The sequence below is a fragment of the Actinomycetota bacterium genome, assembly GCA_019347675.1.
Classification (GTDB): Bacteria; Actinomycetota; Nitriliruptoria; order Nitriliruptorales; family JAHWKO01; genus JAHWKW01.
Genome location: JAHWKW010000012.1, coordinates 85,500 through 106,216 on the forward strand (window position 1 = coordinate 85,500; position 20,717 = coordinate 106,216).

The 20,717-nt window shown below is 68.6% G+C and carries 21 protein-coding genes; 8 read left to right on the forward strand and 13 right to left on the reverse strand.

Annotated elements, in window-relative coordinates; translation table 11 throughout:
- Positions 1 to 234 precede the first annotated feature (234 nt).
- The 3 genes from KY462_09710 to KY462_09720 all read right to left on the reverse strand — a co-directional run bounded on the left by KY462_09710 (position 235) and on the right by KY462_09720 (position 1,779).
- A complete protein-coding gene (locus tag KY462_09710; GenBank protein ID MBW3577991.1) occupies positions 235 to 1,140 on the reverse strand; it encodes a hypothetical protein in 906 nt (301 codons plus the stop codon).
- Positions 1,141 to 1,293: a hypothetical protein gene (locus KY462_09715; GenBank protein MBW3577992.1), complete on the reverse strand. Its 153-nt coding sequence runs from the start codon at positions 1,291 to 1,293 to the stop codon at positions 1,141 to 1,143.
- 168 nt (positions 1,294 to 1,461) lie between these two features.
- Positions 1,462 to 1,779, reverse strand: coding sequence for a hypothetical protein (locus tag KY462_09720; GenBank protein MBW3577993.1), 318 nt, complete (start codon positions 1,777 to 1,779; stop codon positions 1,462 to 1,464).
- Between the two features lie 232 nt (positions 1,780 to 2,011).
- On the opposite strand from KY462_09720, the gene KY462_09725 reads away from it, so the two are divergent.
- Genes KY462_09725 through KY462_09735 form a run of 3 tightly spaced genes read left to right on the forward strand, consistent with a single transcriptional unit; the run spans position 2,012 to position 4,318 of the window.
- Complete coding sequence (locus KY462_09725; GenBank protein MBW3577994.1) at positions 2,012 to 2,278, forward strand: hypothetical protein; 267 nt, start codon at positions 2,012 to 2,014, stop codon at positions 2,276 to 2,278.
- A gap of 38 nt (positions 2,279 to 2,316) precedes the next feature.
- Complete coding sequence (gene gmd, locus KY462_09730) at positions 2,317 to 3,354, forward strand: GDP-mannose 4,6-dehydratase (protein MBW3577995.1); 1,038 nt, start codon at positions 2,317 to 2,319, stop codon at positions 3,352 to 3,354.
- Positions 3,355 to 3,373: 19 nt separating this feature from the next.
- Positions 3,374 to 4,318, forward strand: coding sequence for a GDP-L-fucose synthase (locus KY462_09735; GenBank protein MBW3577996.1), 945 nt, complete (start codon positions 3,374 to 3,376; stop codon positions 4,316 to 4,318).
- A gap of 145 nt (positions 4,319 to 4,463) precedes the next feature.
- Here the strand turns inward: KY462_09735 and KY462_09740 are convergent, their stop codons facing one another.
- Both KY462_09740 and KY462_09745 read right to left on the reverse strand, forming a co-directional pair.
- Positions 4,464 to 4,838, reverse strand: coding sequence for a transposase (locus KY462_09740; GenBank protein MBW3577997.1), 375 nt, complete (start codon positions 4,836 to 4,838; stop codon positions 4,464 to 4,466).
- A gap of 211 nt (positions 4,839 to 5,049) precedes the next feature.
- Complete coding sequence (locus tag KY462_09745) at positions 5,050 to 5,442, reverse strand: hypothetical protein (GenBank protein ID MBW3577998.1); 393 nt, start codon at positions 5,440 to 5,442, stop codon at positions 5,050 to 5,052.
- Between the two features lie 607 nt (positions 5,443 to 6,049).
- On the opposite strand from KY462_09745, the gene KY462_09750 reads away from it, so the two are divergent.
- From KY462_09750 to KY462_09760, 3 genes are read left to right on the forward strand one after another with little or no spacing between them, the layout of a single operon-like run.
- Positions 6,050 to 7,009 carry a metal ABC transporter substrate-binding protein gene (locus KY462_09750; GenBank protein ID MBW3577999.1) on the forward strand — a complete coding sequence of 320 codons (960 nt, stop codon included), beginning with the start codon at positions 6,050 to 6,052 and terminating at the stop codon, positions 7,007 to 7,009.
- On the forward strand, positions 7,006 to 7,842 hold the full coding sequence (locus tag KY462_09755; GenBank protein MBW3578000.1) for a metal ABC transporter ATP-binding protein: 837 nt from the start codon (positions 7,006 to 7,008) through the stop codon (positions 7,840 to 7,842). Before KY462_09750 ends, KY462_09755 begins: the two co-directional genes overlap by 4 nt.
- Positions 7,839 to 8,705 carry a metal ABC transporter permease gene (locus KY462_09760; GenBank protein ID MBW3578001.1) on the forward strand — a complete coding sequence of 289 codons (867 nt, stop codon included), beginning with the start codon at positions 7,839 to 7,841 and terminating at the stop codon, positions 8,703 to 8,705. The genes KY462_09755 and KY462_09760 overlap by 4 nt, the downstream gene beginning before the upstream one ends.
- A 16-nt stretch (positions 8,706 to 8,721) precedes the next feature.
- On the opposite strand, the gene KY462_09765 is transcribed toward KY462_09760, so the two are convergent.
- From KY462_09765 to KY462_09800, 8 genes are all read right to left on the reverse strand, one after another.
- On the reverse strand, positions 8,722 to 10,836 hold the full coding sequence (locus KY462_09765) for a radical SAM protein (protein MBW3578002.1): 2,115 nt from the start codon (positions 10,834 to 10,836) through the stop codon (positions 8,722 to 8,724).
- 81 nt (positions 10,837 to 10,917) lie between these two features.
- Entirely contained in the window at positions 10,918 to 11,877 is a 960-nt protein-coding gene (locus KY462_09770; GenBank protein ID MBW3578003.1) for an ABC transporter substrate-binding protein, read from the reverse strand.
- Positions 11,878 to 11,974: 97 nt separating this feature from the next.
- Positions 11,975 to 12,688 carry an ABC transporter permease subunit gene (locus tag KY462_09775; GenBank protein ID MBW3578004.1) on the reverse strand — a complete coding sequence of 238 codons (714 nt, stop codon included), beginning with the start codon at positions 12,686 to 12,688 and terminating at the stop codon, positions 11,975 to 11,977.
- On the reverse strand, positions 12,685 to 13,326 hold the full coding sequence (locus KY462_09780; protein MBW3578005.1) for an ABC transporter permease: 642 nt from the start codon (positions 13,324 to 13,326) through the stop codon (positions 12,685 to 12,687). The genes KY462_09775 and KY462_09780 overlap by 4 nt, the downstream gene beginning before the upstream one ends.
- Positions 13,327 to 13,364: 38 nt before the next feature.
- Positions 13,365 to 14,456: an ABC transporter ATP-binding protein gene (locus KY462_09785; GenBank protein MBW3578006.1), complete on the reverse strand. Its 1,092-nt coding sequence runs from the start codon at positions 14,454 to 14,456 to the stop codon at positions 13,365 to 13,367.
- A gap of 8 nt (positions 14,457 to 14,464) precedes the next feature.
- Positions 14,465 to 14,935, reverse strand: coding sequence for a hypothetical protein (locus KY462_09790; GenBank protein ID MBW3578007.1), 471 nt, complete (start codon positions 14,933 to 14,935; stop codon positions 14,465 to 14,467).
- A 27-nt stretch (positions 14,936 to 14,962) separates the two neighbouring features.
- Complete coding sequence (locus KY462_09795; protein ID MBW3578008.1) at positions 14,963 to 16,891, reverse strand: spermidine synthase; 1,929 nt, start codon at positions 16,889 to 16,891, stop codon at positions 14,963 to 14,965.
- Between the two features lie 91 nt (positions 16,892 to 16,982).
- Entirely contained in the window at positions 16,983 to 17,438 is a 456-nt protein-coding gene (locus KY462_09800) for a hypothetical protein (GenBank protein ID MBW3578009.1), read from the reverse strand.
- Between the two features lie 133 nt (positions 17,439 to 17,571).
- On the opposite strand from KY462_09800, the gene glgX reads away from it, so the two are divergent.
- Together glgX and KY462_09810 are read left to right on the forward strand one after the other, a co-directional pair.
- Positions 17,572 to 19,677 carry a glycogen debranching protein GlgX gene (gene glgX / locus KY462_09805; GenBank protein MBW3578010.1) on the forward strand — a complete coding sequence of 702 codons (2,106 nt, stop codon included), beginning with the start codon at positions 17,572 to 17,574 and terminating at the stop codon, positions 19,675 to 19,677.
- Complete coding sequence (locus tag KY462_09810) at positions 19,674 to 20,714, forward strand: ATP-dependent DNA ligase (protein ID MBW3578011.1); 1,041 nt, start codon at positions 19,674 to 19,676, stop codon at positions 20,712 to 20,714. Before glgX ends, KY462_09810 begins: the two co-directional genes overlap by 4 nt.
- Positions 20,715 to 20,717: the final 3 nt, after the last annotated feature.

Below are 20,717 nucleotides of genomic sequence, written 5' to 3' on the forward strand. Positions count from 1 at the left end.
AGAACCCCACCGGCACGACCAACCTCCCCGATCAGCGCGACAACCGCGGCCTAGGGGAAGCACGGGAAGGATACCGCATGGACACCGCAGACCCGCGGATGCTGTGCCCGCCAGCCAGCTTGCCCTCGTCAGCGCCTACCAAGCGCCACCTCGCCCCACCCTCCGATCCGTTGCGGTGTGTCCTTAGACCGGTTCTCTGTTCCAATCCTCTTCGGAGCCCTGATCAGAGCGCGCCTAAGCCGATTTTCCTCCGGTACGGTGGGCCAGCGATCGCAGCCTGCGCCGAAGGGTTGCCAGCCACGGCGTCGACCACACGACCTGGTTGGCTCGGTGACGGGCGTGCTCCCAGCTCCGCAGCGGCCGCAGACGGCCGGCGACGAGCTGATGTGTCGCGTCTTCGATCGTGAAAACGACCCGCCCCGCGAGCTCACGGTTGCGCTGGGCTTCGGGACCCGTCCACCGGACGGACCTCTCCCCAGTGACACCCAGACCCGGGTCCTGGTGGATCAAGGGCACGTCATAGGTGGCATCGACGATAGTTATGCCACGTTCACGCGCGTGGCGGATCATCCAGTTGTCCCAGGCCGGGCGTCCCACTGCGAATGGCGGGACTGCCTCGTACAGACCGCGCGGGAACAGGAACACGTCGATCGCCGCCTTGCCGTCAAGCTGCCCGTGGTCGGCCACATCCAGGAGCCAACGGTCGACGTCCTCCCGCTGGAAAGGCAGCGGCTCGGTCACGTCGAGATTCCGCCTCCGCGCCACGAGGAGGAACTGCCTGCGCTGCTGGGCCACGGCTGCGGCACCCGTCCGCAGATCAGCGGTCACCACGATGTCGGCGTTCAGGTAGCAGACCAGCGACGTGGACGCCTCTGCCTGGGCGGTGGCGAAGACGTCGTGGAGAAGTGGCGTGCCGTACCCGTTGCATTCCACACCAGGCCGATGCAGTACGCCGAGGTCGTGAGCCGCGTCGGCGACGCCGGGATCGTCCCCGAAGAGGATGACGGCGTCGGCAACACGCGCCCAGCTGGCCACGGCGTTGCGCTGCCGCACGTCGTCCAGGCCCCGGAAGGCCTTCGCGACGGCGAAGATGGTCAGTAGCGATGAATAGGGATTCACGTCGGGCTGCCAAGTGCTCACCTAGTGCCCCTTCAAGTCCCACGCATCCACAAGACCGGCTTCGTGCGCGGCCGCCCACGCGTCCTCGACAATCTTCCAGTTGGACTGATTGGCCAGCTCCACGTATCCAGCGCCGTCGTCCCACACTCGCCAGTAGGTCGCTTGCTCAGCCATGGGATCCCTCGGTTGACGCGTCGACCTAGTCGTAGCGAGCGACCTCATACCGCCGAGAGCGGCATGGCACTGTAGACGTTGGCGGGGAGCGGAGGTTGGTGCGGGTCGGCCATCCGTAGCCTTCGAGTTGGTGAACTCGGAGGCGTCGGGATGGCCGACTACGGGAGTCTACTTCGCGATCGGGTGACGTTGGCCGACCAGCACGGCCAGCCCAGCGATCCCGGCACGGTCGGCGGCCTGGGCCAGACGGCGTCCCTGCTGCGGGTGCAGCGCGCGGCTGCGCAGGTTCCGGGACTTGCGGGGCAGCGGCATCGCCGGTGACACGTCGTCGACCTCCAGCATAGCGCACAGGTGGGCGATGACGGCGCGGGCCTGCCCGATCAGCGACCCGGTCCCCTCCATCGACGCAGCCCAGACGCGCACCGTCACCGGGTCGGGCCGCATCGGGTCGCGGTGGCGGGCCCGGGCGAAGTCGCACCAGCGCACGGTCGTGGTTGACCACTTCCACGCGATCCGGCCTCGTCAACCAGGTGGTTGACGAGGTGCGTCGCCGCGTCCAGCACGAAATCCAAAAGCTGCTGTTGGTCGCCGTCGACGGCTCGACGACTGCGCCCACCAGCGCATCCGCCAAGCCCTCGACGTCGGCGATCCGTACTTCGAAGCGTCAGGGGCTGCACCCCCTCGATAGCTGCGTAGAGCCAACAATCCGCCCGATAATGTGCCCAATCTGATCAGCGTCGGCGACGGTGGTGTTTTGGACCGGATCGCCGTGACGGTTCGTCGGTCGATCAATCGAACAACGGCGCGCGCTCGGGCTGAGTTGGGGCTGTTGACATTCCGCTGCACCAGTTACCCGCGACGAACGACCATCGAGGCCCTTCCGGCAACGGGCGCGCAGCGAAGACTGCCCGTGGTCGCGTTGTCGGAAATGCGTAGCTCGACCCTGGTCGACGAAGCCGCGATTCGGGCTGACGGGCGCGGATGAACTCCCTATCATCCCGGCGATCAGGTGGATGAAGGCGGATGACAAAGCGTGCACTGATTACGGGGATCACCGGCCAGGACGGCTCGTACCTTGCGGAGCTTCTGCTAGAGCGCGGGTACCAGTTGCATGGGATCATCCGGCGCGCGTCATCGTTTAACACTGACCGGATTGATCACCTCTACCAAGATCCACATGAGGAGGACCGGCGCTTGGTCCTGCATTACGGGGATCTCACCGACGGTTCGCAGCTCGCACGTCAGATCCGCACCTTCGAGTCGGACGAGATCTACAACCTCGCCGCGCAGTCGCACGTCGCTGTCAACTTCGAACAGCCGGAGTACACCGGCGACGTTGATGGACTTGGAACGGTGCGTCTACTGGAGGCCATCTGCGAGTCGGGCGTTCCCTGCAAGCTGTACCAAGCTGGAACCTCGGAGATGTTCGGCGCGTCGCCGCCTCCACAGTCGGAGGAGACGCCGTTCTCGCCCAGATCGCCGTACGCCGCTGCCAAGCTCTACGCCTACTGGATGACGCGGAACCACCGCGAGGCCTACGACATGTTTGCGGTGACCGGCATCCTCTTCAACCACGAGAGTCCCCGTCGCGGGGAGACGTTCGTCACGCGCAAGGTGACGCGCGCAGTCGCACGCATCGTCGCTGGCACGCAGGACAAGGTTTACCTCGGCAACCTCGATGCTGAGCGGGACTGGGGTCACGCTCGCGACTACGTGGAAGCGATGTGGATGATGTTGCAGTGTCACAATCCGCGTGACTACGTCATCGGAACCGGCGAGGCACACACCGTCCGCGAACTCTGCCGAACCGCTTTCGGACACGTCGGACTCGATTGGGAGCCGTTCGTGGGGATCGATCCACGTTACTACCGGCCCACGGAAGTCGAACGCCTCCAGGCGGATCCGACGCGCGCCTTGAGCGCGCTCGGCTGGAAACCCCGGGTTACGTCAAAGGAGCTCGTCGAAGAGATGGTCGAAGCGGACCTCGCGGACGTCAATCTCGATATAGATGGCGCGTGGGCTCGTGTCGCCGAACGCTTCCCGGATTCCGCTCGTGTCTGATTCCGGTGCCGCGTTCGACCTGCAGGGAGCCCGCGTGTGGGTCGCGGGTCACCGGGGGCTCGTGGGTTCCGCTCTCGTGAGACGGCTGAGCGATGAACCCATAGCGGAGCTCATCACGGCGACCTCGGATGAGATGGACTTGCGGCGTCAGGAGGCCACAGAACGTTTCGTCTCCGATGTGCGTCCCGACCTCGTCCTGCTCGCTGCCGCCCGCGTGGGTGGCATCCACGCCAACAGGTCAGCGCAAGCGACGTTCCTCTACGAGAACCTCATGATAGTCGCCAACGTGATCGAAGCGACCCGTCAACACAGCGTTTCTAGGGTCGTCATTCTGGGATCCTCGTGCATCTACCCCCGCGCCGCTAAACAACCGATACGCGAAGACTCCCTGCTGACCGGTCCTCTCGAACCGACGAACGAGGGCTACGCCATCGCGAAGATCGCCGGACTCTCCCTCGCCAAGATGTATCGGCGCCAGCACGGCTTCGACGCGATCAGTCTCATGCCAACCAACCTCTATGGACCGGGCGACAACTTCGACTTCGAAACCTCGCACGTTCTTCCGGCGCTTCTTCGCAAAGTGCATGAGGCGAAGACGTCTGGAGCCCAAGACGTGACGATCTGGGGCACGGGCGAGCCGCGCCGGGAGTTCCTCCACGTCGACGACCTCGCTGATGCCGTCATGTTCGCCGTCCGGAACTACGCCGACGAGCAACATCTCAACGTAGGTACCGGATGCGACGTTTCCATCCGTGAACTCGCCGAGCTCATCGCCGATGTCGCCGGATGGGAAGGCCAGTTCGCCTTCGATACGTCGATGCCCGATGGTGCGCCGCGCAAGCTCTTGGACGTGACGCGTCTTCAGCAACTCGGCTGGTCGCCGTCGATCGACCTACGTTCGGGTGTAGAACAGACATACGACTGGTTCCTCAAGAACATCGCTGAGGCTCGGGGCGTCGCCTAAAAGAGGCGTTCCTGTCGTTTTCGTGGGTAACCCGGAGTTCGACAGTCGAGGTGTGGGGCTGGGCATGCGCACGTGGCGTCTTTGGGCGCGTAGGTGCGGGTTGTGGCCAGATTTCGGGCTCTCCCCGTATGAAATGTGGGTGATCTCACGCGCGTTGCACCCATGGGAGGGTGAGATTGATGGGGCCGCAGGAGAGCATCACGAGGGCGAGCGCGGCAGCGGCGGAGTGGAACGCGAACGCGCGCCGCACGATCAAACGCACTCTTTGGTTGAGGCCCTCGAGTCTCGCGTTCGAGAGACCGAGTCGGATCGCGGCGAGGATCCCGTCGCGGTGTTTGCGAATGGTGCGCCCGGCCTTGACGAACGGTTGCAGGCTCGAACGCTGTACGCGGGCGCACCAGCGATCGAGCATCTCGGCGACGTCGTGCTCGTCGAGTCCGCCAGCGAAGATGGCCCGCAGTTCTTCCTTCCGCTGGTAGGCGCGCCCAAGGGCACCGCCGTGCCGGCTGACCGCGGCCAGGGTCTGCGCCTGGCGTTGGGTGAGGGTCCCCGGGGTTCTTCAGCAGCGCCCAGCGGGCACCCTTGAACTTGCGGGCAATGTGGGAGGTCGGGCAGATGCCGCAGCTGCTGCCAGATGTCGCGGCGCACCACGTTGAGCGCGTCGGTGGCGACCTTCACGACATGGAAAGGATCGAAGCAGATGACCGCCTGCGGGGCATGCCCATCGGCGGTCACAGATTTTCGGAACGCCGGACCCATATCCATCGACACCGCCTCGACCTGGGCGCTACGGGCGGCTCCGAGCTCATCGAAGAAACCGTCGAGGGTCTTGGCGTCACGCCCTCGGCGCCCCACACGACCTTGTTGGTGTCGTGGTTGACGACCAGGGTCATGTAGTTGTGGTGGCGCTTCCAGCTGACTTCATCCACACCCATGTGGAACAGCCCGTCGAGCCGGCCGGGGTCCAACTCGTCGGCCACGACCCGGTCGCAGATCCGCCCCACCGTGTTCCAGTCGATGCGCACCAGTCGGCGCACCGCGTCCTTGTCCATCTTGGTGGCCAGCCACGCGACCAGACACTCGAAGTCGCGGGTGAACCGCGACCCGGCTCGGGCAAAGTTCACCGCTCCGACGCGCTGGCCATGCTGGGGGCACGACACCCATCGCAGCTCGCGGCAGACGACAGCACAACGCGGGTCGAGGTCTCGCCCAGATCCTGTGCCAGCTCGGCCATCTCGAGGAACATGCTTCGGTTTTCCCGAGCCCTCAATTGCGTATAGAGCAGGGAGTGAGCGAGGTCCCTCTTAGGAAGGCGCGGCTCACGCACCTACCGCGTCAGAACGGCCCGAGCGGCGGGCGCCCACCACACGCGGCTGGCAAGTGACAGCTGTACTCGGTGGTGCTACGCGCACCACCGAACACGGATCAGTTGACCGACGAGGGCCGTCATGCCCACGATGTTGTTGCGGTTCCTCGGTCCGATCCTGCTCGCCCTAGCCGTGCCATTCGTCCGCGGTCGCGTCAAGCGCTAACCAGGTGTAGCCAGGAGGAAGCCGTCAACAACACGGCGCTAGCACGTGCTACTTGACATAACGCTACTTATGGGGGTATGACAAGGTTGGGGGGCCTGTCGCAAGTCGGCGGCGTGCACGGCCGTCGAACGCCATCCACCTGAGAACGGTTCGCAACAGGCGCTAGGCTGTGTTGCGAACCGGTCGCAGGAGGAAGGCCGTGATCCGGGTGACCGCCGCCCTCGTGGGGGCGAGCCTGCTGCTGGTGGCCTGCGGCTCCGTCGGCGGGGCGCCGCCCCGCGAACGGCTGTTGGTCGTCACCACGGTCGCGCCGATCACCGACATCGTGGCGCAGGTCGCCGGCGACGACGTCGAGGTCCGTGGCCTGGTCCCGGAAGGCGTCGACAGCCACACGTTCGAGCCGTCGCCCGACGACGCCCGGCTGCTGGCCGAGGCGGACGCCATGATCGTCAACGGGCTCTTCCTGGAGGAGCCTTCGCTGGAGCTCGCCCGACCGAACCTGCCGGAGGGCGCCCCGATCGTCGCGCTCGCCGAGCGGACCATCGACCGCGACGAGTGGATCTTCGACGTGTCGTTCCCACGCGAAGAGGGCCGCCCCAACCCGCACCTGTGGACCGACCCGCGGCTGGCGCGCGCGTACGCCGGCCACGTCCGCGACGTGCTGAGCGAACTCGACCCCGACCACGCCGAGGGCTACGCCCGGCGCTTCGAGCTCTTCGCGGACATTCTGGACCGTCTCGACGCCGCCATCGCCCGCGCGTGGTCCACCGTCCCGACCGACCACCGCAAGCTCGTCACGTACCACGATTCGTGGCCGTACTTCGCCCGCCGCTACGGCATCGAGGTGGTCGCGGCGGTGCAGCCGTCCGACTTCTCGGAGCCGTCTGCGCGGGAGGTCCGCGACGTGATCGAGCAGGTCCGGGCGGCCGGTGTCCCGGCGATCTTCGGGTCGGAGGTGTTCCCCTCTCCGGTGCTGCGGCGAATCGCCGAGGAGAGCGGCGCGCGGTACGTCGACGATCTGGCAGACGACGATCTGCCGGGCGCGCCCGGCGACCCGGATCACTCCTACGTGGGCATGATGGTGGCCAACGTCCGGGCGATGGTGTCGGCTCTGGGCGGCGACCCGGCCGCTCTCGGCGAGCTCGACCCCACGCGATGAGTACGACCCCGGCGGTCGAGCTGCGCGGAGCCGACTGTGGCTACCGCGGAACGACTGTCCTGGCCGACGTCGACCTGTGCGTCCAGCCGGGGGAGTTCCTCGGCGCGGTCGGCCCGTCGGGATCCGGCAAGACCACCCTGATCCGGGCGTTGACCGGCCGCTGCGACGTCGAGGGCACGGTCCACGTCTTCGGCCGTCCGGTCGACCCGCGACGGCCGGGCGTGCGCCTGGGATACGTCCCCCAGGTCGGAGGCGTCGATCTGGCCTTCCCGATCAGCGTCGGCGAGATCGTCCTGCAGGGGCTCGGCGACCGCGGCAGCCCCCTCCCGCGCGGCCGCGCCGCCGATCGTCGTGCGGTCGGCGACCTGCTGGAGCGGCTGCACATCGGCCAGCTGAGCGGGCGGCCGCTGGGGGAGCTGTCCGGTGGGGAGCTGCAGCGGACGTTGCTGGCACGCGCGCTGATCGGCCGCCCACAGCTGCTCCTGCTCGACGAGCCCACGTCGGGCGTGGACCTCAAGACCCGCCACGACGTGCTCCACCTGCTGGGGGACCTGCACGAGCAGGGGATGACGATCGTGCTCACCACCCATGACCTCAACTTCGTCGCGGCGCACCTGCCGCGGATCGTGTGCCTGGCGGGCCGGGTCGTGGCCGACGGGGCGCCGGCCGAGGTCTTCCGCCCCGACGTGATCCGCGCCACGTACGGTGCCGAAGTCAAGGTGATCGCCGACCACGGCCTGGTGTTCGTCGCCGACCCCACCCACCTGCTGACCCCGCGCAGCCACCACGACCCCCACGACCACCGCCTCGCTCCGGTCCCGGGTGAGCCGTGAGCTGGCTGACCGGCCCGCTGTGGGACTACGCGTTCTTCCGTGACGCGTTGGCGGTCGCGATCCTCGCTGGCGGGATCGCCGGGGCGCTCGGCGCCTACGTGGTCGTGCGGCGCATGTCCTACATCGCCCACGGCCTGTCGCACGCGGTGCTCGGCGGGGCGGCGGTGGCCGGGGCGCTCCGGGTCAACGTCCTACTGGGCGCGGGCATCTGGGCGTTCGTGTCGGCGCTGCTGATCGAGCGGGTCGCTCGCCGGCGCGGTCTGTACGCCGACACCGCGATCGGGATCGTCACCACCGCCTCGTTCGCGATCGGTATCGCGGTGATCAGCGCGGCGGGGCGGTGGCAACGCAACCTCGAGAGCTTCCTGTTCGGCAACGTCCTGGGGGTCGACGACACCGACATCGTCCTGGCGGTCGTGGTCGCGGTCGCCGTGGCGGCGGTCCTCATCGGGCGGTACCGCCCGCTGCTGTTCGTGACCTTCGACCGGGACGTCGCCGCCATCCACGGCGTCCGGGTCGACCGCTACGAGGTGCTGTTCGCGCTCCTGCTCACCGCCGGGGTGGTCGCGTCGATGCGGATCCTGGGTGTCCTGCTCGTCGCGGCCGCCGTGGTGATCCCTCCGGCGACCGCCCGGGTGCTCACCGACCGCTTCGAGGTCCTCGTCCCGCTCGGGGCGGCCCTGGGTGCGGCATCCGCTGTCCCTGGCCTGTACCTGTCCTGGTACGCGGGCATCGCGTCGGGCGCGGCGATCGTGCTGGTCCAGGCCGGGATTCTCGCGGTTGCCGCCGCGGTCCGAGCCGGACAGGAACGGCGACGCCCGCGGCGTCGCCAGCGGTCGCCGGCCGGGGCGGTCCCGACCTAACAGGTGACCGAGAGGACTACAGCCCCAGGTCCAGCTGCGTCGGCGGTGGCGGGGACGGTGCGGCGGTCACGCCGAGGGTGGTCAGCGGCGCGTCGGTCCGCGCGGGGCGGGGCGGGACGCGCCGGGCACGGCGTGGGGAGGCTGTCACGCCCCCGTGCCGCTTGACCAGGTCGGCGATCAGGTCGGCGATACGGGCCTGCTCCCGCTTGGGGGCGTAGGAACGCGGGTAGAGGCGCCGGTAACGCTCGACCAGATCCGGACGGTGGGTCTCCAGCCAGGGCAGGAACTGCTCCTTCACTCCCGGGCGGAGATGCAGCACGATCGGAGAGATCGACCGCGCCCCGGCCTGCACGCACGCTGCGACGACCGCCTCCAGCTGTTCCGGGGCGTCGGAGACCCCGGGGATCACCGGCGCGACCAGCACGCCGGCACCGATCCCGGCCTCGCGCAGGGCCGCCACGGCCTCGACCCGGCTGGTCGGGTGGGGGGTGCCCGGCTCGGTCGCGCGCCACACGTCGTCGTCGAGCGTCCCGATCGAGAAGTTGACCGCCACGTCGGTGCGCTCATCGGCGTCGCGGAGCAGATCGAGGTCGCGCAGGACCAGCGATGACTTTGTCAGGATCGAGAACGGGTTGGCGTGCTCGGTCAGGACCTCGAGCACGCCACGCGTGAGGCGGTAGCGACCCTCGGCCCGCTGGTAGGGGTCGGTGTTGGTCCCCATCGCGATGTGCTCGCCCGACCAGCGGCGCGGGTGGATCTCGGCGCGGAGGGCTTCAGCTGCGTTGACTTTGACCACGATGACCCGCTCGAAGTCCCTCCCGGCGTCGAGGTTGAGGTACTCGTGGGTCGGCCGAGCGAAGCAGTTGTGACTGACGACACCGTTGGCGATGAAGTCACCCGTCTCCGTCGTGATGTCGTACATCGGCACGTCGACGTGCAGCGCGTCGACGGCGACGACGTCGAGCTCGGCATCGCTGTTCAAGGCGACGCCGTGGATCACGCGCTTCCGCCTGATGGCCGGGTCCACCGTGTGGAAGAAACGCAGGTGCTCGCGCAGTCCGCCGCGCAGTCGGATGGAACGGCATCCGTCCGGCCGCGGCGGCTCGGGCACGGCGTCGAAGCCGAACGCTTCGAGAGATGCGCTGATCCGGTCGAGGATCTCGTCGTCGATGTTGACGATCCTCAGGATCCCGCGGCTGTAGCTGCCCTGCGCGTCGAAGATCCCGGCGAGGAGCCCGCGCGTCCACGCCTCCGACGGCTCCTCGGGCCACGCGATGAGCGCCCGCACCGCGGCGACAGCCGGGCCGGACGAGGTCCTGATCGCCTTCATCGCCCGACGGTCGCCGGCCGCAGGTGAGAAGTCGAACTCGCGCGTCGCGATGGCGTCTCGGGTGAGGTAGCGACGGACTCGGGCCAGAGCCCGGACGTCGGTGAACGCCAGAGCGAAGTGGTGGTGGACCGCGCCGCCGGTGGGAGGGCGGTCCGGATAGGAGTACGTCGCGAGGTGGCCGTCGCCGCGGACGATCCCGCACAGGTAGCCCCGCCGGTACTCCGCCGTCTCCTTCGGCGGCTCGGCGAACGCGCCGGTGCCGACCAGCGCGTCGTTCGTCGTCAGGTGGGGACGTCGGCTGGCACCGCTGGTCGCACCCCAGACGTGCTTCCACCCGCCTTCCGTCAGGAAGCGGTGGTCGCCGCTCGCGATCAGCTGCGTGCCGTCGGAGAGGAGGATCCGGTACGCCGGCTTCACGGTGCGCCAGTGCGCCGTGACGCGGGTCGGCACATACCGCCGGTCGTTGCCTATCCGCAGGGTGCCGTACACGGTATCGCCGACGCGCAGGTCGGCGATCGGCTTCGCCGTGCCATCCGCCATGAGCACAGGCGTCTCGCCGGTCAGGCAGTAGGAGCACGCGTGGCTGCAGCCCCGGTAGACGTTGATCGTGAAGCGGAACGGCACGCGCGAGGCGGCCGAGACCTCGTTGATGATCCGCTTCGCGCGGACGTGGATGAACTCGAGTCCGGCGAACTCGGGATGACGGACCCGTTCGGCGGCGTCTGCGAACAGCGGCAGCTGCGGCCCCTGCCCGCCCACCGCCTCCCACCGCAGCTGCTGTCGCTTCGCGTTGTGGTCCACACCCACAGCCTAGCCGAACGTACGTTCACGCGGTGGTCCGGGTGCTGCTGTCCGCCGACGCCGGCTCGGGGGGCGGCGTGCTCAGTCGAGGAACCCGTGCTCGCGCAACCAGTCCTCGGCCACCGCCGAGGGATCCTCCTTGTCGACCTCGACGCGCTTGTTCAGCTCGGTCAGGCCGTTGGTCGTGATCTGAGCGGTGACGGAGTTCACCAGCTCGCGGAACGGCTCGCCGTACGCATCCAGGATCCCGTCGCGGACGACCGGGACGATGTTCTGGGGGAGCTGCAGGTTCTTGTCGTCCTCGAGAAGCACGAAGTCGTTCGCGGCGACGACGCCCTGCGTGGTGAACAGGTTGGCTGCGTCCACCTCGCCGCGCGCGAGCGCCGCGACCGTGACGGGGCCGCCGGCGTCCAGCTCCTTGAACTCGACGTCCAAGCCGTACACCTCCCGCAGGCCGCGGAGGCACGACAGCCGCTCGGGGCACTCCGGGCTAGCGCCGAAGGTGATCGTCCCCGGCACCGTCGCCAGGTCGCTGATCGTGTCCAGGTCGTGCTGCTCGGCGAACTCCCGCGTCACTGCGACCGCGTCGACGTCCTGCGCCGACGCCATCTGTAGGGATGTGATCCCCTCGTCGCGGTACTCCTCCTGCAGCGCGTCGTAGACCTCCTGCTCTTCGCGGAGGTCGACCTGCTCACCCTGGCGCTGGAAGCGGAGCGCGTTCCCGGTGTACTCGATGATCATGTCGATGTCGCCTCTGGCCAGGGCCGGCTGGGTCACCTCCCGCGATCCGATCCCCTGTTTGGTCGCAACCGGATAGCCGTGCGCGTCGAGCCCCTGGGCGTAGATCTCGGCGAGGATCTCGCTCTCCGGGAAGTTGAACGACCCGATGTCGATGGTGGGGCCCTCCTGCCGAGCGGGCGGGCTCTGGCCGTCGGCGCCGGGGCCTGCGCCGGTCCCGCCGCCACCGCAGGCGGCCAGCAGCGCCGCGACGGCCGCCACTGGCACGACGGTGGCCCGCCAGTGCGTGTACCTGCGAATCATGGTGCGCCTTCGGTTGGAGGGGACGCCGCCGAACACTACCGCGGTAGTAGAAGTCCGACGCTGACGGCCGTGCTGCGACACCCGCGAAGTGTCACGTTCACACCGCTCGCGCGGTTTGGGCCACCGATCCAGCGCTGGTCCGCTGGATGCCGGTGGGGACCGCCGCCCGTTCAAGCAGATCGAAGAGCCGTTCAGTGACCAGGGCCACGACCGCGATCAGGGCGATGCCACCGAGCATCTCGGCGAAGTCCCGCTGGTAGAACCCGTCGATCACGTACCGACCCAGACCGCCGCCGGCGACGAGAGCCCCGATCGGCGCCGTCGCGACGATCTGCACCGCTGCGACCCGCACAGCTGCGAGGATGACCGGCGAAGCGAGCGGTAGCTCGACGTGCAGCAGGACGTCGCGTTCCCGCAGGCCCATCCCACGCGCGGCTTCGACCGCGGCGGGATCAGCGTCGCGGACCGCGGTGTAGGCGTTGGTGAACATCGGGTGGAGGCCGACGAGGAACAGGGCCACGAACGTCGGCCAGTACTCCATCCGCAACCCCAGCGCCAGCGTGATCAGGAGCGCGATCACCAGCAGCCCGAGCGTGGGGACGGCTCGGCCGAGGTTCGCGATCGCGGCGGCGATCGTCCCACCGCGCCGTGCGTGTCCGGTGACCACGCCGGTGGGGACAGCCAGCGCTGCGGCCGCGAGGATCGCGGGGACGGTCACCTGCGCATGCTCCACGAGCCGCGTGGGGATGCCCTGCCGTCCGGCCCAGTTCGCAGGCTCGACCAGCCACCGCAGCACCTCGAAGACGATCACGCAGCCCCGCCGCGCCGTGCCCACGGGGTCAGGGCACGCTCGATGCCCAGAAGCAGGCCGTCGAAGGCGACCGCGAGTAGGAAGGACAGCACCGTCCCGACCATCAGTGGGGTGAGGAACCACCGGCGCAAGCCGTCGAAGATGAAGTGTCCCAGCCCCCCCAGGGCGATCAGCCCGGTGATCGTGACGAGCCCAACGGTGGTGACGGTCGCGATGCGCACGCCAGCCACGATCACCGGCACGGCCAGCGGCAGCTCGATCTCCCACAGCAGGCGCGCACGGCTGTATCCCATCCCCACGGCCGCTTCGTGGACGTCGGCAGGGACGGCGTCCAGCGCGGCGACCGTGTTGCGCACCAGCATGATCAGGGTGTAGGCAACCAGGCCGATCTCGGCCGTCAGGATGCTCAAGCCGGTGAACGGGACAAGCGCGGGGAAGACCGCGATCGACGGGATCGTGTACATCACGCTCGTCGCCGCCGTGATCGGGCGGTAGGTGCGTCGGAAGCGCACGGCGAGGACCGACAGGACCAGGGCGATCGCGAACCCGATCGTCACCGCGATCACCGTCAGGACGACGTGCTCGACGAGTCGATCCCAGACGTCGCCGCGGTGGCGGACGATCCACGCCCAGTCGATCGTCCACTCGATCAGGCCGCCATTCTGGGCCGCGAGCGTCACTCGAGCAGCTCTCGACTGATCTGGTCGACGAAGAGCATCCCCACGTAGCGGTCATCGTTGTAGACCACGGCCACGTGGTTGCGGGTGTGGATGATCGCGTCGAGCGCGCGACGCAGCGTCCCGGACACTTCGACCCACACCCGGAAGTCCCGCGTGTGGTGTTCGCCGATCGGGCGGCCGGGTTCCAGGTCGTGGCCCCACAGCCAGCCGCGGAGTCGGTCGCCGTCCAGGACCCCGACCCAGTCCAACCCGTGGTCGGCCATCACCTGCTTGGCGTCTTCAATCGGAGCGGCGGCATCCACGACCGGTCCGCGGGGGAGGTCCACGTCGGCCAGACCGATCAACGACAGCCGTTTCAGGCCCCGTTCCTCCCCGAGGAAGTCCTGCACGAACGGGCTGGCAGGGTCGCGCAGGATCTCCGCCGGCGTGCCGTACTGCTCGAGGACGCCACCGATGTTCAACATCGCAATCCGATCGCCCAGACGGATCGCCTCGTCGATGTCGTGGGTGACGAACACGATCGTCTTGTGCAGCGACGCCTGCAGCCGCAACAGCTCATCCTGCAGCCGCGTGCGCACGATCGGATCCACCGCCCCGAACGGCTCGTCCATCAGCAGCACCGGTGGGTCGGCTGCCAGAGCGCGAGCAACGCCGACCCGTTGGCGTTGACCGCCCGACAGCTCCGAGGGGTAGCGGTCGGCCACGTCGGCCGGCAGGTCCATCACCTCCACCAGGTCCTGCACCCGCCGGCGGATGCGTTCGCCGTCCCAACCGAGTAGACGCGGCACGGTGGCGATGTTGCGGACGACCGTCTGGTGGGGGAACAAGCCGATCTGCTGGATCACGTACCCGATCTCGCGTCGAAGCTCGTGCGGCGCGAGGGCTGTCACGTCGCGGCCGCCGACCTCGATCATCCCCGACGAGGGTTCGATCAGACGGTTGATCATCTTCAGCGTGGTGGTCTTCCCGCATCCGGACGGACCGACGAGCACGACGATCTCGCCCGCAGGGATGTCCAGGCTGAGGCGGTCCACCGCCGCTGGGGGGCCCCCGGCGAAGCGTTTCGTGACCTGCTTCAGCCGGATCATGGCGTCGCTCACGGCGGGCTGATCGCCTCGTACGCCGCTGCGGTCACGACCCCGTACAGCAGGTGCGGGATGATGTCCGACACCCACGCTGACACGCCCCACTGGCGTGGATCGGTCACATCCAGCGTGGTCGCGGGGACGTCACTGCCTGCCATGGCTGCCAGGCCGAGCGCCACCCCCGCAACCGGGACAGGGACCTCGGCGGTGCGTGGCCGGACGACCCCGTACACCGCCCCGATGCCGATGCCGGTCACGTAGCCCAGGAGCGCGCCCAACCCTTGGCTGCGGTTCTGTGCGGTCTGATCATCGCCTCGAGGGGCGAGGTCGGCCCCTGCCTCATCGGCGAGCCGCTGGGCGGTCTGGGCGGGGATCTTGCTGGACGGCCGTCCCCGCACCGCCATGTCCAGGTAGGTCACGACGTTGAGCGCCGCTGTCCCGGCGGCTCCGGCGAGGATCCCGCGCTGCAGGTCTGTGGCGATCGTCACGACATCCTCCTTCGGCACGCTTCAGCTGCTCTCCGCGGCGGCGACCAGGTCCCGACCCGCCGTCGTCGTTCGGTACAGATGACGGCGTCCGGTGAGGAACGCCAGCCCGTACAACAGGCCCGCCGCCACCAGCAGCGCACGGTAGCCCACCACGATGGCGCCGTACTCGAGCACCCCACCGAGCATCGCGCCGAGCAGGTTCGCGCCGAACGCCGTGGTGGACGCGCCGACGTGCTTGAAACGCTGCGCGAACACAAGGTTGGCGACGAAGATCGGAGCGAACGCCAACGCCGACGCCGCCGCGAACCGGGTCACGGGCTCGAGCTCCAACAACGCGCGCTGCGGCACCGCCAGTGCGATCCCGAACGCCACGGCCAGCACGACGTACAGGCGCGCAGGGGCACGGAACTGGACGCGTTTGGCCACCTCGATCGCGAGGTAGACCGCGAGGAGCACGCCGGCGAACACCAGCGCGTTGACGAACCACGTCGTGCCGAACAGCAAGGCGAACTGCACGACGTACATGGTCTCGAGGAGCAGGAACGCCGCGCCCATGAAGAACAGGTCGAGGTAGCGCCCCACGGTCCGAAGCGGACCGCCGGCCACGCGCACCGCCGCCACCGAAGCGGCCAGGATCAGGCCCAGGGCCAGCAGGTACATGCCGGGCAGGCGTCGGGTGCGCAGGTACAGGAACGGTCGATCGTCTTGGACCGGCGGGGGTGCGGCGTCCGCGCCCACCCAGAAACTCGGGCAGCGCAGCACCGTGGGATCATCGCTGGCGGTCAGGAGCGCCAAGCCCACGTCGGTGCCGACCGCGTCGATGCACGGTGGCCGGCCGAACGACTGTTGCAACGTGCGCGCGAGACGGTCGATCAGCCACCCCTCGCGATAGTAGTTGTACATGGCGAACACCCCGCCTGGCGCGAGGTGGGCACGCGCTTCGTCGATCGCTTCGCGGGTGAACAGGTAGCTCTCCAAGCGCAGCGAGGACTGGCCCGAGACCAACGTCAGCGAGTCGGGCAGCGCGAACAGGATCAGGTCGTAGCGGCGGTCGGTGCGTTCCAGGAACGCCCGTCCGTCGTCGACATGTACGGTCACACGATCGTCTTGGTAGGGCCGGTCGGGGTTCAGGTCGCGGCCCAGCTGCTGCAACCGTGGATCGATCTCCACGGCATCGACGCGGTCGGCGCCCTCCGCCAGCGCGATGGCGACGTCGGATCCGTTCCCCGCCCCGACCACGAGGACGTCGCGCGGTGCGGCTCCCGGGCGCCGCTCGTAGGGCAGGAAGTAGATCGGCTCGATCTCTCGCCGGAGCGCCGTGGACTCGATCACCTGGTGGGGGATGCCGTTGACGTTGACGCGGACCTGCTCGCTGTCCCCGGACCCGAACCGGCGGGTCGTGATCTCGTAGTACGGCGACCAGATGGTGTCAGGCGTGAACGACTCGATCGCGAGGAACCCGCCCAACGCCACCAGGGCGGTGAGCTGCACGGCGCCGGCGCGGCGACCCAGGAGGACGACCAGCAGGACCGCGACCACCAGGCCCCAGGCCAGGGGAGGGGCGTGCAGGAACGACAGCAACGAGAACGCTGCGATCCCGAGGATGGCCCCGAGGATGTCGAGCCGGTAGGCCTCGAGCGGCTCGAAGCGTTCGAAGACGCGCGCGACGCCTTCTGCGAGCAGCGCCATGACCGCGGCGGCGGCAGCGAACACGACCGGGAGCGTGATCCACATCGGCAGACCGGACGCGGTGATGCGCCCGAAGTACAGCACGTCGCTCCCGCTGCGGTCGATCTCGACGGGGAACACCGACACGAACGCGACGAGCGCCGCCAGCGCGACCGGGGCCCAGCGCAGACCGTCACCGTCGTGGCGCGCCCGCAGAAACCCGATCCCGATCCCGAGGAACGAGCCGAGGAGCACGAAGTTCGAGAAGTAGGACAGGTACATCACGTTCGCGCCGGTCCAGCGGATCAGCGCTAGCTCGGTCAGCAGCAGCGTGAAGCTGAGCAGGATCAAGCGAAGTCGGTCGCTCACGCGGTCAGTCGGCGGCCGACAGGTCGACCTCGTAGGCCTCCCACAGCAGGTCCGAGCCGCGCTGGCGGTGCCTGGCCGCCTGCCCGAGCAGTTCGAGCGCGTCGCGTCGCAACCGTTCGACCTCGTCGCTGTCGGGGATCGCCCCCCGGCACTGCGCCAGGAGCGCGTCGATGGAGGCCGCGAGCTTACGATGGTCTTGGCGCAGGCGCGCCACCGACGGTTCCAGGCGTGGAGCCTCCGCCAGGATCTGGTCGAACAGCCCACCAGGCGCCTCGGTCTGGTCGGTGTGGTCGTCGAGGGTCGCGCGCAGACGGGTCAAGGCCGCTGCGACCAGGTCGCGCCACGGCTCAGGCCGGCCGGCCGTGGCGGCGAGCGCCTGCTCGAGCTGGACCAGGGCAGCGTGGAGCTGGCGTCGCCGGTGGCGGACCGAACCGAGTTCGGGGCGCGCGTCGAGCTGCATGGCGGGTCCTTTCCGGCCTGTTAAGTGAGCGACACGGACCGCCCCGTCGTCAAGTGCCAACTGCTGTGGTCGGTCGTCCCGGCCCGTGTGACGCTACTGCCTACACTCGCGCCGCATCCGGCGAGGAGCTCACATGCGGGTCTGGACGGGGAAGCCCTACCCACTGGGGGCTACCTACGACGGAGTCGGAACGAACTTCTCGCTGTTCTCCGAGATCGCCGAACGGGTCCAGTTGTGCCTGTTCGACGACGACGGCGCCGAGACGCGGGTGGATCTCCCCGAGGTCTTCGGCTTCTGCTGGCACGGGTACCTGCCCGACGTCGGCCCGGGCCAGCGGTACGGGTTCCGTGTGCTCGGCCCCTACGCCCCCGAGGCCGGGCACCGCTGCAACCCCCACAAGCTCCTCCTCGACCCCTACGGCAAGGCCGTCGATGGGCAGGTGACGTGGAACGAGGCGGTGTTCGGGTACCGGTTCGGGCGGGAGGACGTCCGCAACGACGACGACAGCGCCCCGTTCATGCCGAAGTCGGTGATCGTCAACCCCTTCTTCGACTGGGGGAACGACTACCACCCGCAGACGCCGTGGCACGAGACAGTGATCTACGAGACGCACGTCAAGGGTCTGACGCGCCTGCATCCCGACGTCCCCGAGGACGTGCGCGGCACCTACGCCGGGTTCACCAGCGACGCGGTGATCGAGCACCTCAAGAGTCTCGGCGTCACGGCGGTGGAGCTGATGCCGGTTCACCAGTTCATCCACTCCGACCGGCTGCTGTCCCACGGGCTGCGCAACTACTGGGGGTACGACTCGATCGGGTACTTCGCCCCGCACAACGAGTACGCCGCCAGCGCCCACGTCGGCGGGCAGGTGCAGGAGTTCAAGCAGCTGGTCAAAGCCCTGCACGGCGAAGGCATCGAGGTGATCCTCGACGTCGTGTACAACCACACCGCGGAGGGCAACCATCTGGGGCCCACGCTGAGCTTCCGGGGGATCGACAACGCCGCCTACTACCGGCTCGTCGACGACGACCCGCGCTACTACATCGACTACACCGGCACCGGCAACTCGATGAACATGCGCCACCCACACGTGCTGCAACTGATCATGGACTCGTTGCGGTACTGGGTCCTCGAGATGCACGTCGACGGGTTCCGCTTCGACCTCGCGGCGACCCTGGCTCGCGAGCTGCACGACGTCGATCGCCTCTCGGCGTTCTTCGACCTGATCCAGCAGGACCCGGTCGTCAGCCAGGTCAAGTTGATCGCCGAGCCGTGGGACGTGGGGCAGGGCGGCTACCAGGTCGGCAACTTCCCGCCCGGGTGGTCGGAGTGGAACGGCAAGTACCGCGACACCGTCCGGGATCACTGGCGCGGGGAAGAGGCCACGCTGGGGGAGTTCGCCAACCGGTTCACAGGATCGTCGGACCTGTACGAGTCCTCCACCCGGCGACCGTTCGCGAGCATCAACTTCGTCACCGCCCACGATGGCTTCACGCTGCGCGACCTCGTTTCCTACGACCACAAGCACAACGAGGCCAACCAGGAGGGCAACCGCGACGGCGAGGATCACAATCGGTCGTGGAACTGCGGCGCGGAAGGGCCGACCGACGATCCCGACGTCCTTGCGTGCCGGGCGAAGCAGCAGCGCAACTTCCTGGTCACGTTGTTGCTGTCGCAGGGCGTGCCGATGTTGCTGGGTGGGGACGAGATCGGCCGGACCCAGCACGGCAACAACAACGCCTACTGCCAGGACAACGAGATCTCCTGGTACGACTGGGACGAGGTCGACGAGCAGCTGCTGGCGTTCAGCCGCTGGCTGATCGGCTTCCGCCACGAGCACCCGGTGTTCCGCCGCCGCCGCTGGTTCGAAGGACGGTCCATCCGCGGCACGCAGCTGTCCGACATCGGCTGGTTCCGGCCGGACGGAACCGAGATGACCGACGAGGACTGGCAGTCGGGGTTCGCCAAGTCGCTGGGTGTGTTCCTGAACGGGGCGGGGATCCCCAGCCCGGGTCCCCGCGGGGAGCAGATCGTCGACGACAGCTTCTACATCGTGTTCAACGGGCACAACCAGCAGCTCGACGTGACGCTCCCCCCCGAGTGCGGCGGCGAGCGGTGGACCGTGGTGTTGGACACCACGCAGCCGGTCCCCGAGGAGGGCGAAGAGGTCAAGACCGGCGAGTCGCTAACGGTGCCGGCCCGCTCCGTGGTCGTGTTGCAGCGGCAGGAGGAGGAGTGAGCCACCCCTTCGCACCGCCGGTCGCGCCGATGGAGGCGCGGACGCGGGAGGGGTGGCCGCGAGGGCCGTACGCGTACGAGCCCAAGTGGGACGGCTTCCGGTGCTTGATCTGGTCGGCGGACGACGGACAGCCCCGGCTCGACAGCCGCAACCAGAAGCCGCTGTTGCGCTACTTCCCGGAGTTGGAGGCAGCTGCTCGAGCGCTCCCCGATGGCACCGTGGTCGACGGCGAGGTCGTGGTGGTCCGCGACGGCCGGCTCGATTTCGATGCCCTGTCCGAGCGCATCCATCCGGCCGACAGCCGCATCCGGATGCTGTCGCAGGAGACGCCCGCCGAGCTCGTCGCGTTCGACGTGCTGGCGACCCGGGGCCGTGACGTGCGTTCGGCGCCGTTCGAGGAGCGTCGGGACGCGTTGGAAGCGCTCTCCGGCGTGCTGCGTCCACCGTGGCACATCACACCCTCAACGGCCGACGTGGCCGTCGGCCGGCGATGGTTCGACGAGTTCGAGTCCGCCGGCTGCGACGGCATCGTCGCCAAACGTCTCGACGGGCCCTACGTCGAGGGCAAGCGAGACATGATCAAGATCAAGCACAGGCGGACCGTCGACTGTGTGGTGGGCGGCTACCGCGTGCACAAGGACGGCCCCGGCGCGGGCGTCGGTTCGCTGTTGCTTGGCCTCTACGACGCTGCCGGCGAGATGCACTTCGTTGGGCACTGCTCGAACTTCTCCGACCAGGAGCGGATCGCGCTGTACGAACGCCTCCAGCCGCTGCGGGTGGCGGTCGGCGGGCCGTTTGGTGACGACGCGCGGCGACCAGGTGAGCCCAGCCGCTGGACCGGTGACAAGGACCTGTCCTGGGTGGCGTTGGGGCCACAGTTGGTGTGCGAGGTGTCGTACGGGCAGCTGACGGCGGGGCGGTTCCGCCACGCCACCCGGTTCGAGCGGTGGCGCCCGGACAAGGACCCTCGAGCGTGCACCATGGACCAGCTGGAGCGTCCGGAGGGCCCCAGCTTCCACGACGTCGTGGTGGGGTGACGC

Excerpts from the sequence above, each read along its gene's own strand:
- KY462_09795 (MBW3578008.1), bottom strand. The coding sequence starts at position 16,891 with ATGTACCTGTCCTACTTCTCGAACTTCGTGCTCCTCGGCTCGTTCCTC.
- KY462_09785 (MBW3578006.1), bottom strand. The coding sequence starts at position 14,456 with ATGATCCGGCTGAAGCAGGTCACGAAACGCTTCGCCGGGGGCCCCCCA.
- gmd (MBW3577995.1), top strand. The coding sequence starts at position 2,317 with ATGACAAAGCGTGCACTGATTACGGGGATCACCGGCCAGGACGGCTCG.
- KY462_09715 (MBW3577992.1), bottom strand. The coding sequence starts at position 1,293 with ATGGCTGAGCAAGCGACCTACTGGCGAGTGTGGGACGACGGCGCTGGA.
- glgX (MBW3578010.1), top strand. The coding sequence starts at position 17,572 with ATGCGGGTCTGGACGGGGAAGCCCTACCCACTGGGGGCTACCTACGAC.
- KY462_09755 (MBW3578000.1), top strand. The coding sequence starts at position 7,006 with ATGAGTACGACCCCGGCGGTCGAGCTGCGCGGAGCCGACTGTGGCTAC.
- KY462_09800 (MBW3578009.1), bottom strand. The coding sequence starts at position 17,438 with ATGCAGCTCGACGCGCGCCCCGAACTCGGTTCGGTCCGCCACCGGCGA.
- KY462_09770 (MBW3578003.1), bottom strand. The coding sequence starts at position 11,877 with ATGATTCGCAGGTACACGCACTGGCGGGCCACCGTCGTGCCAGTGGCG.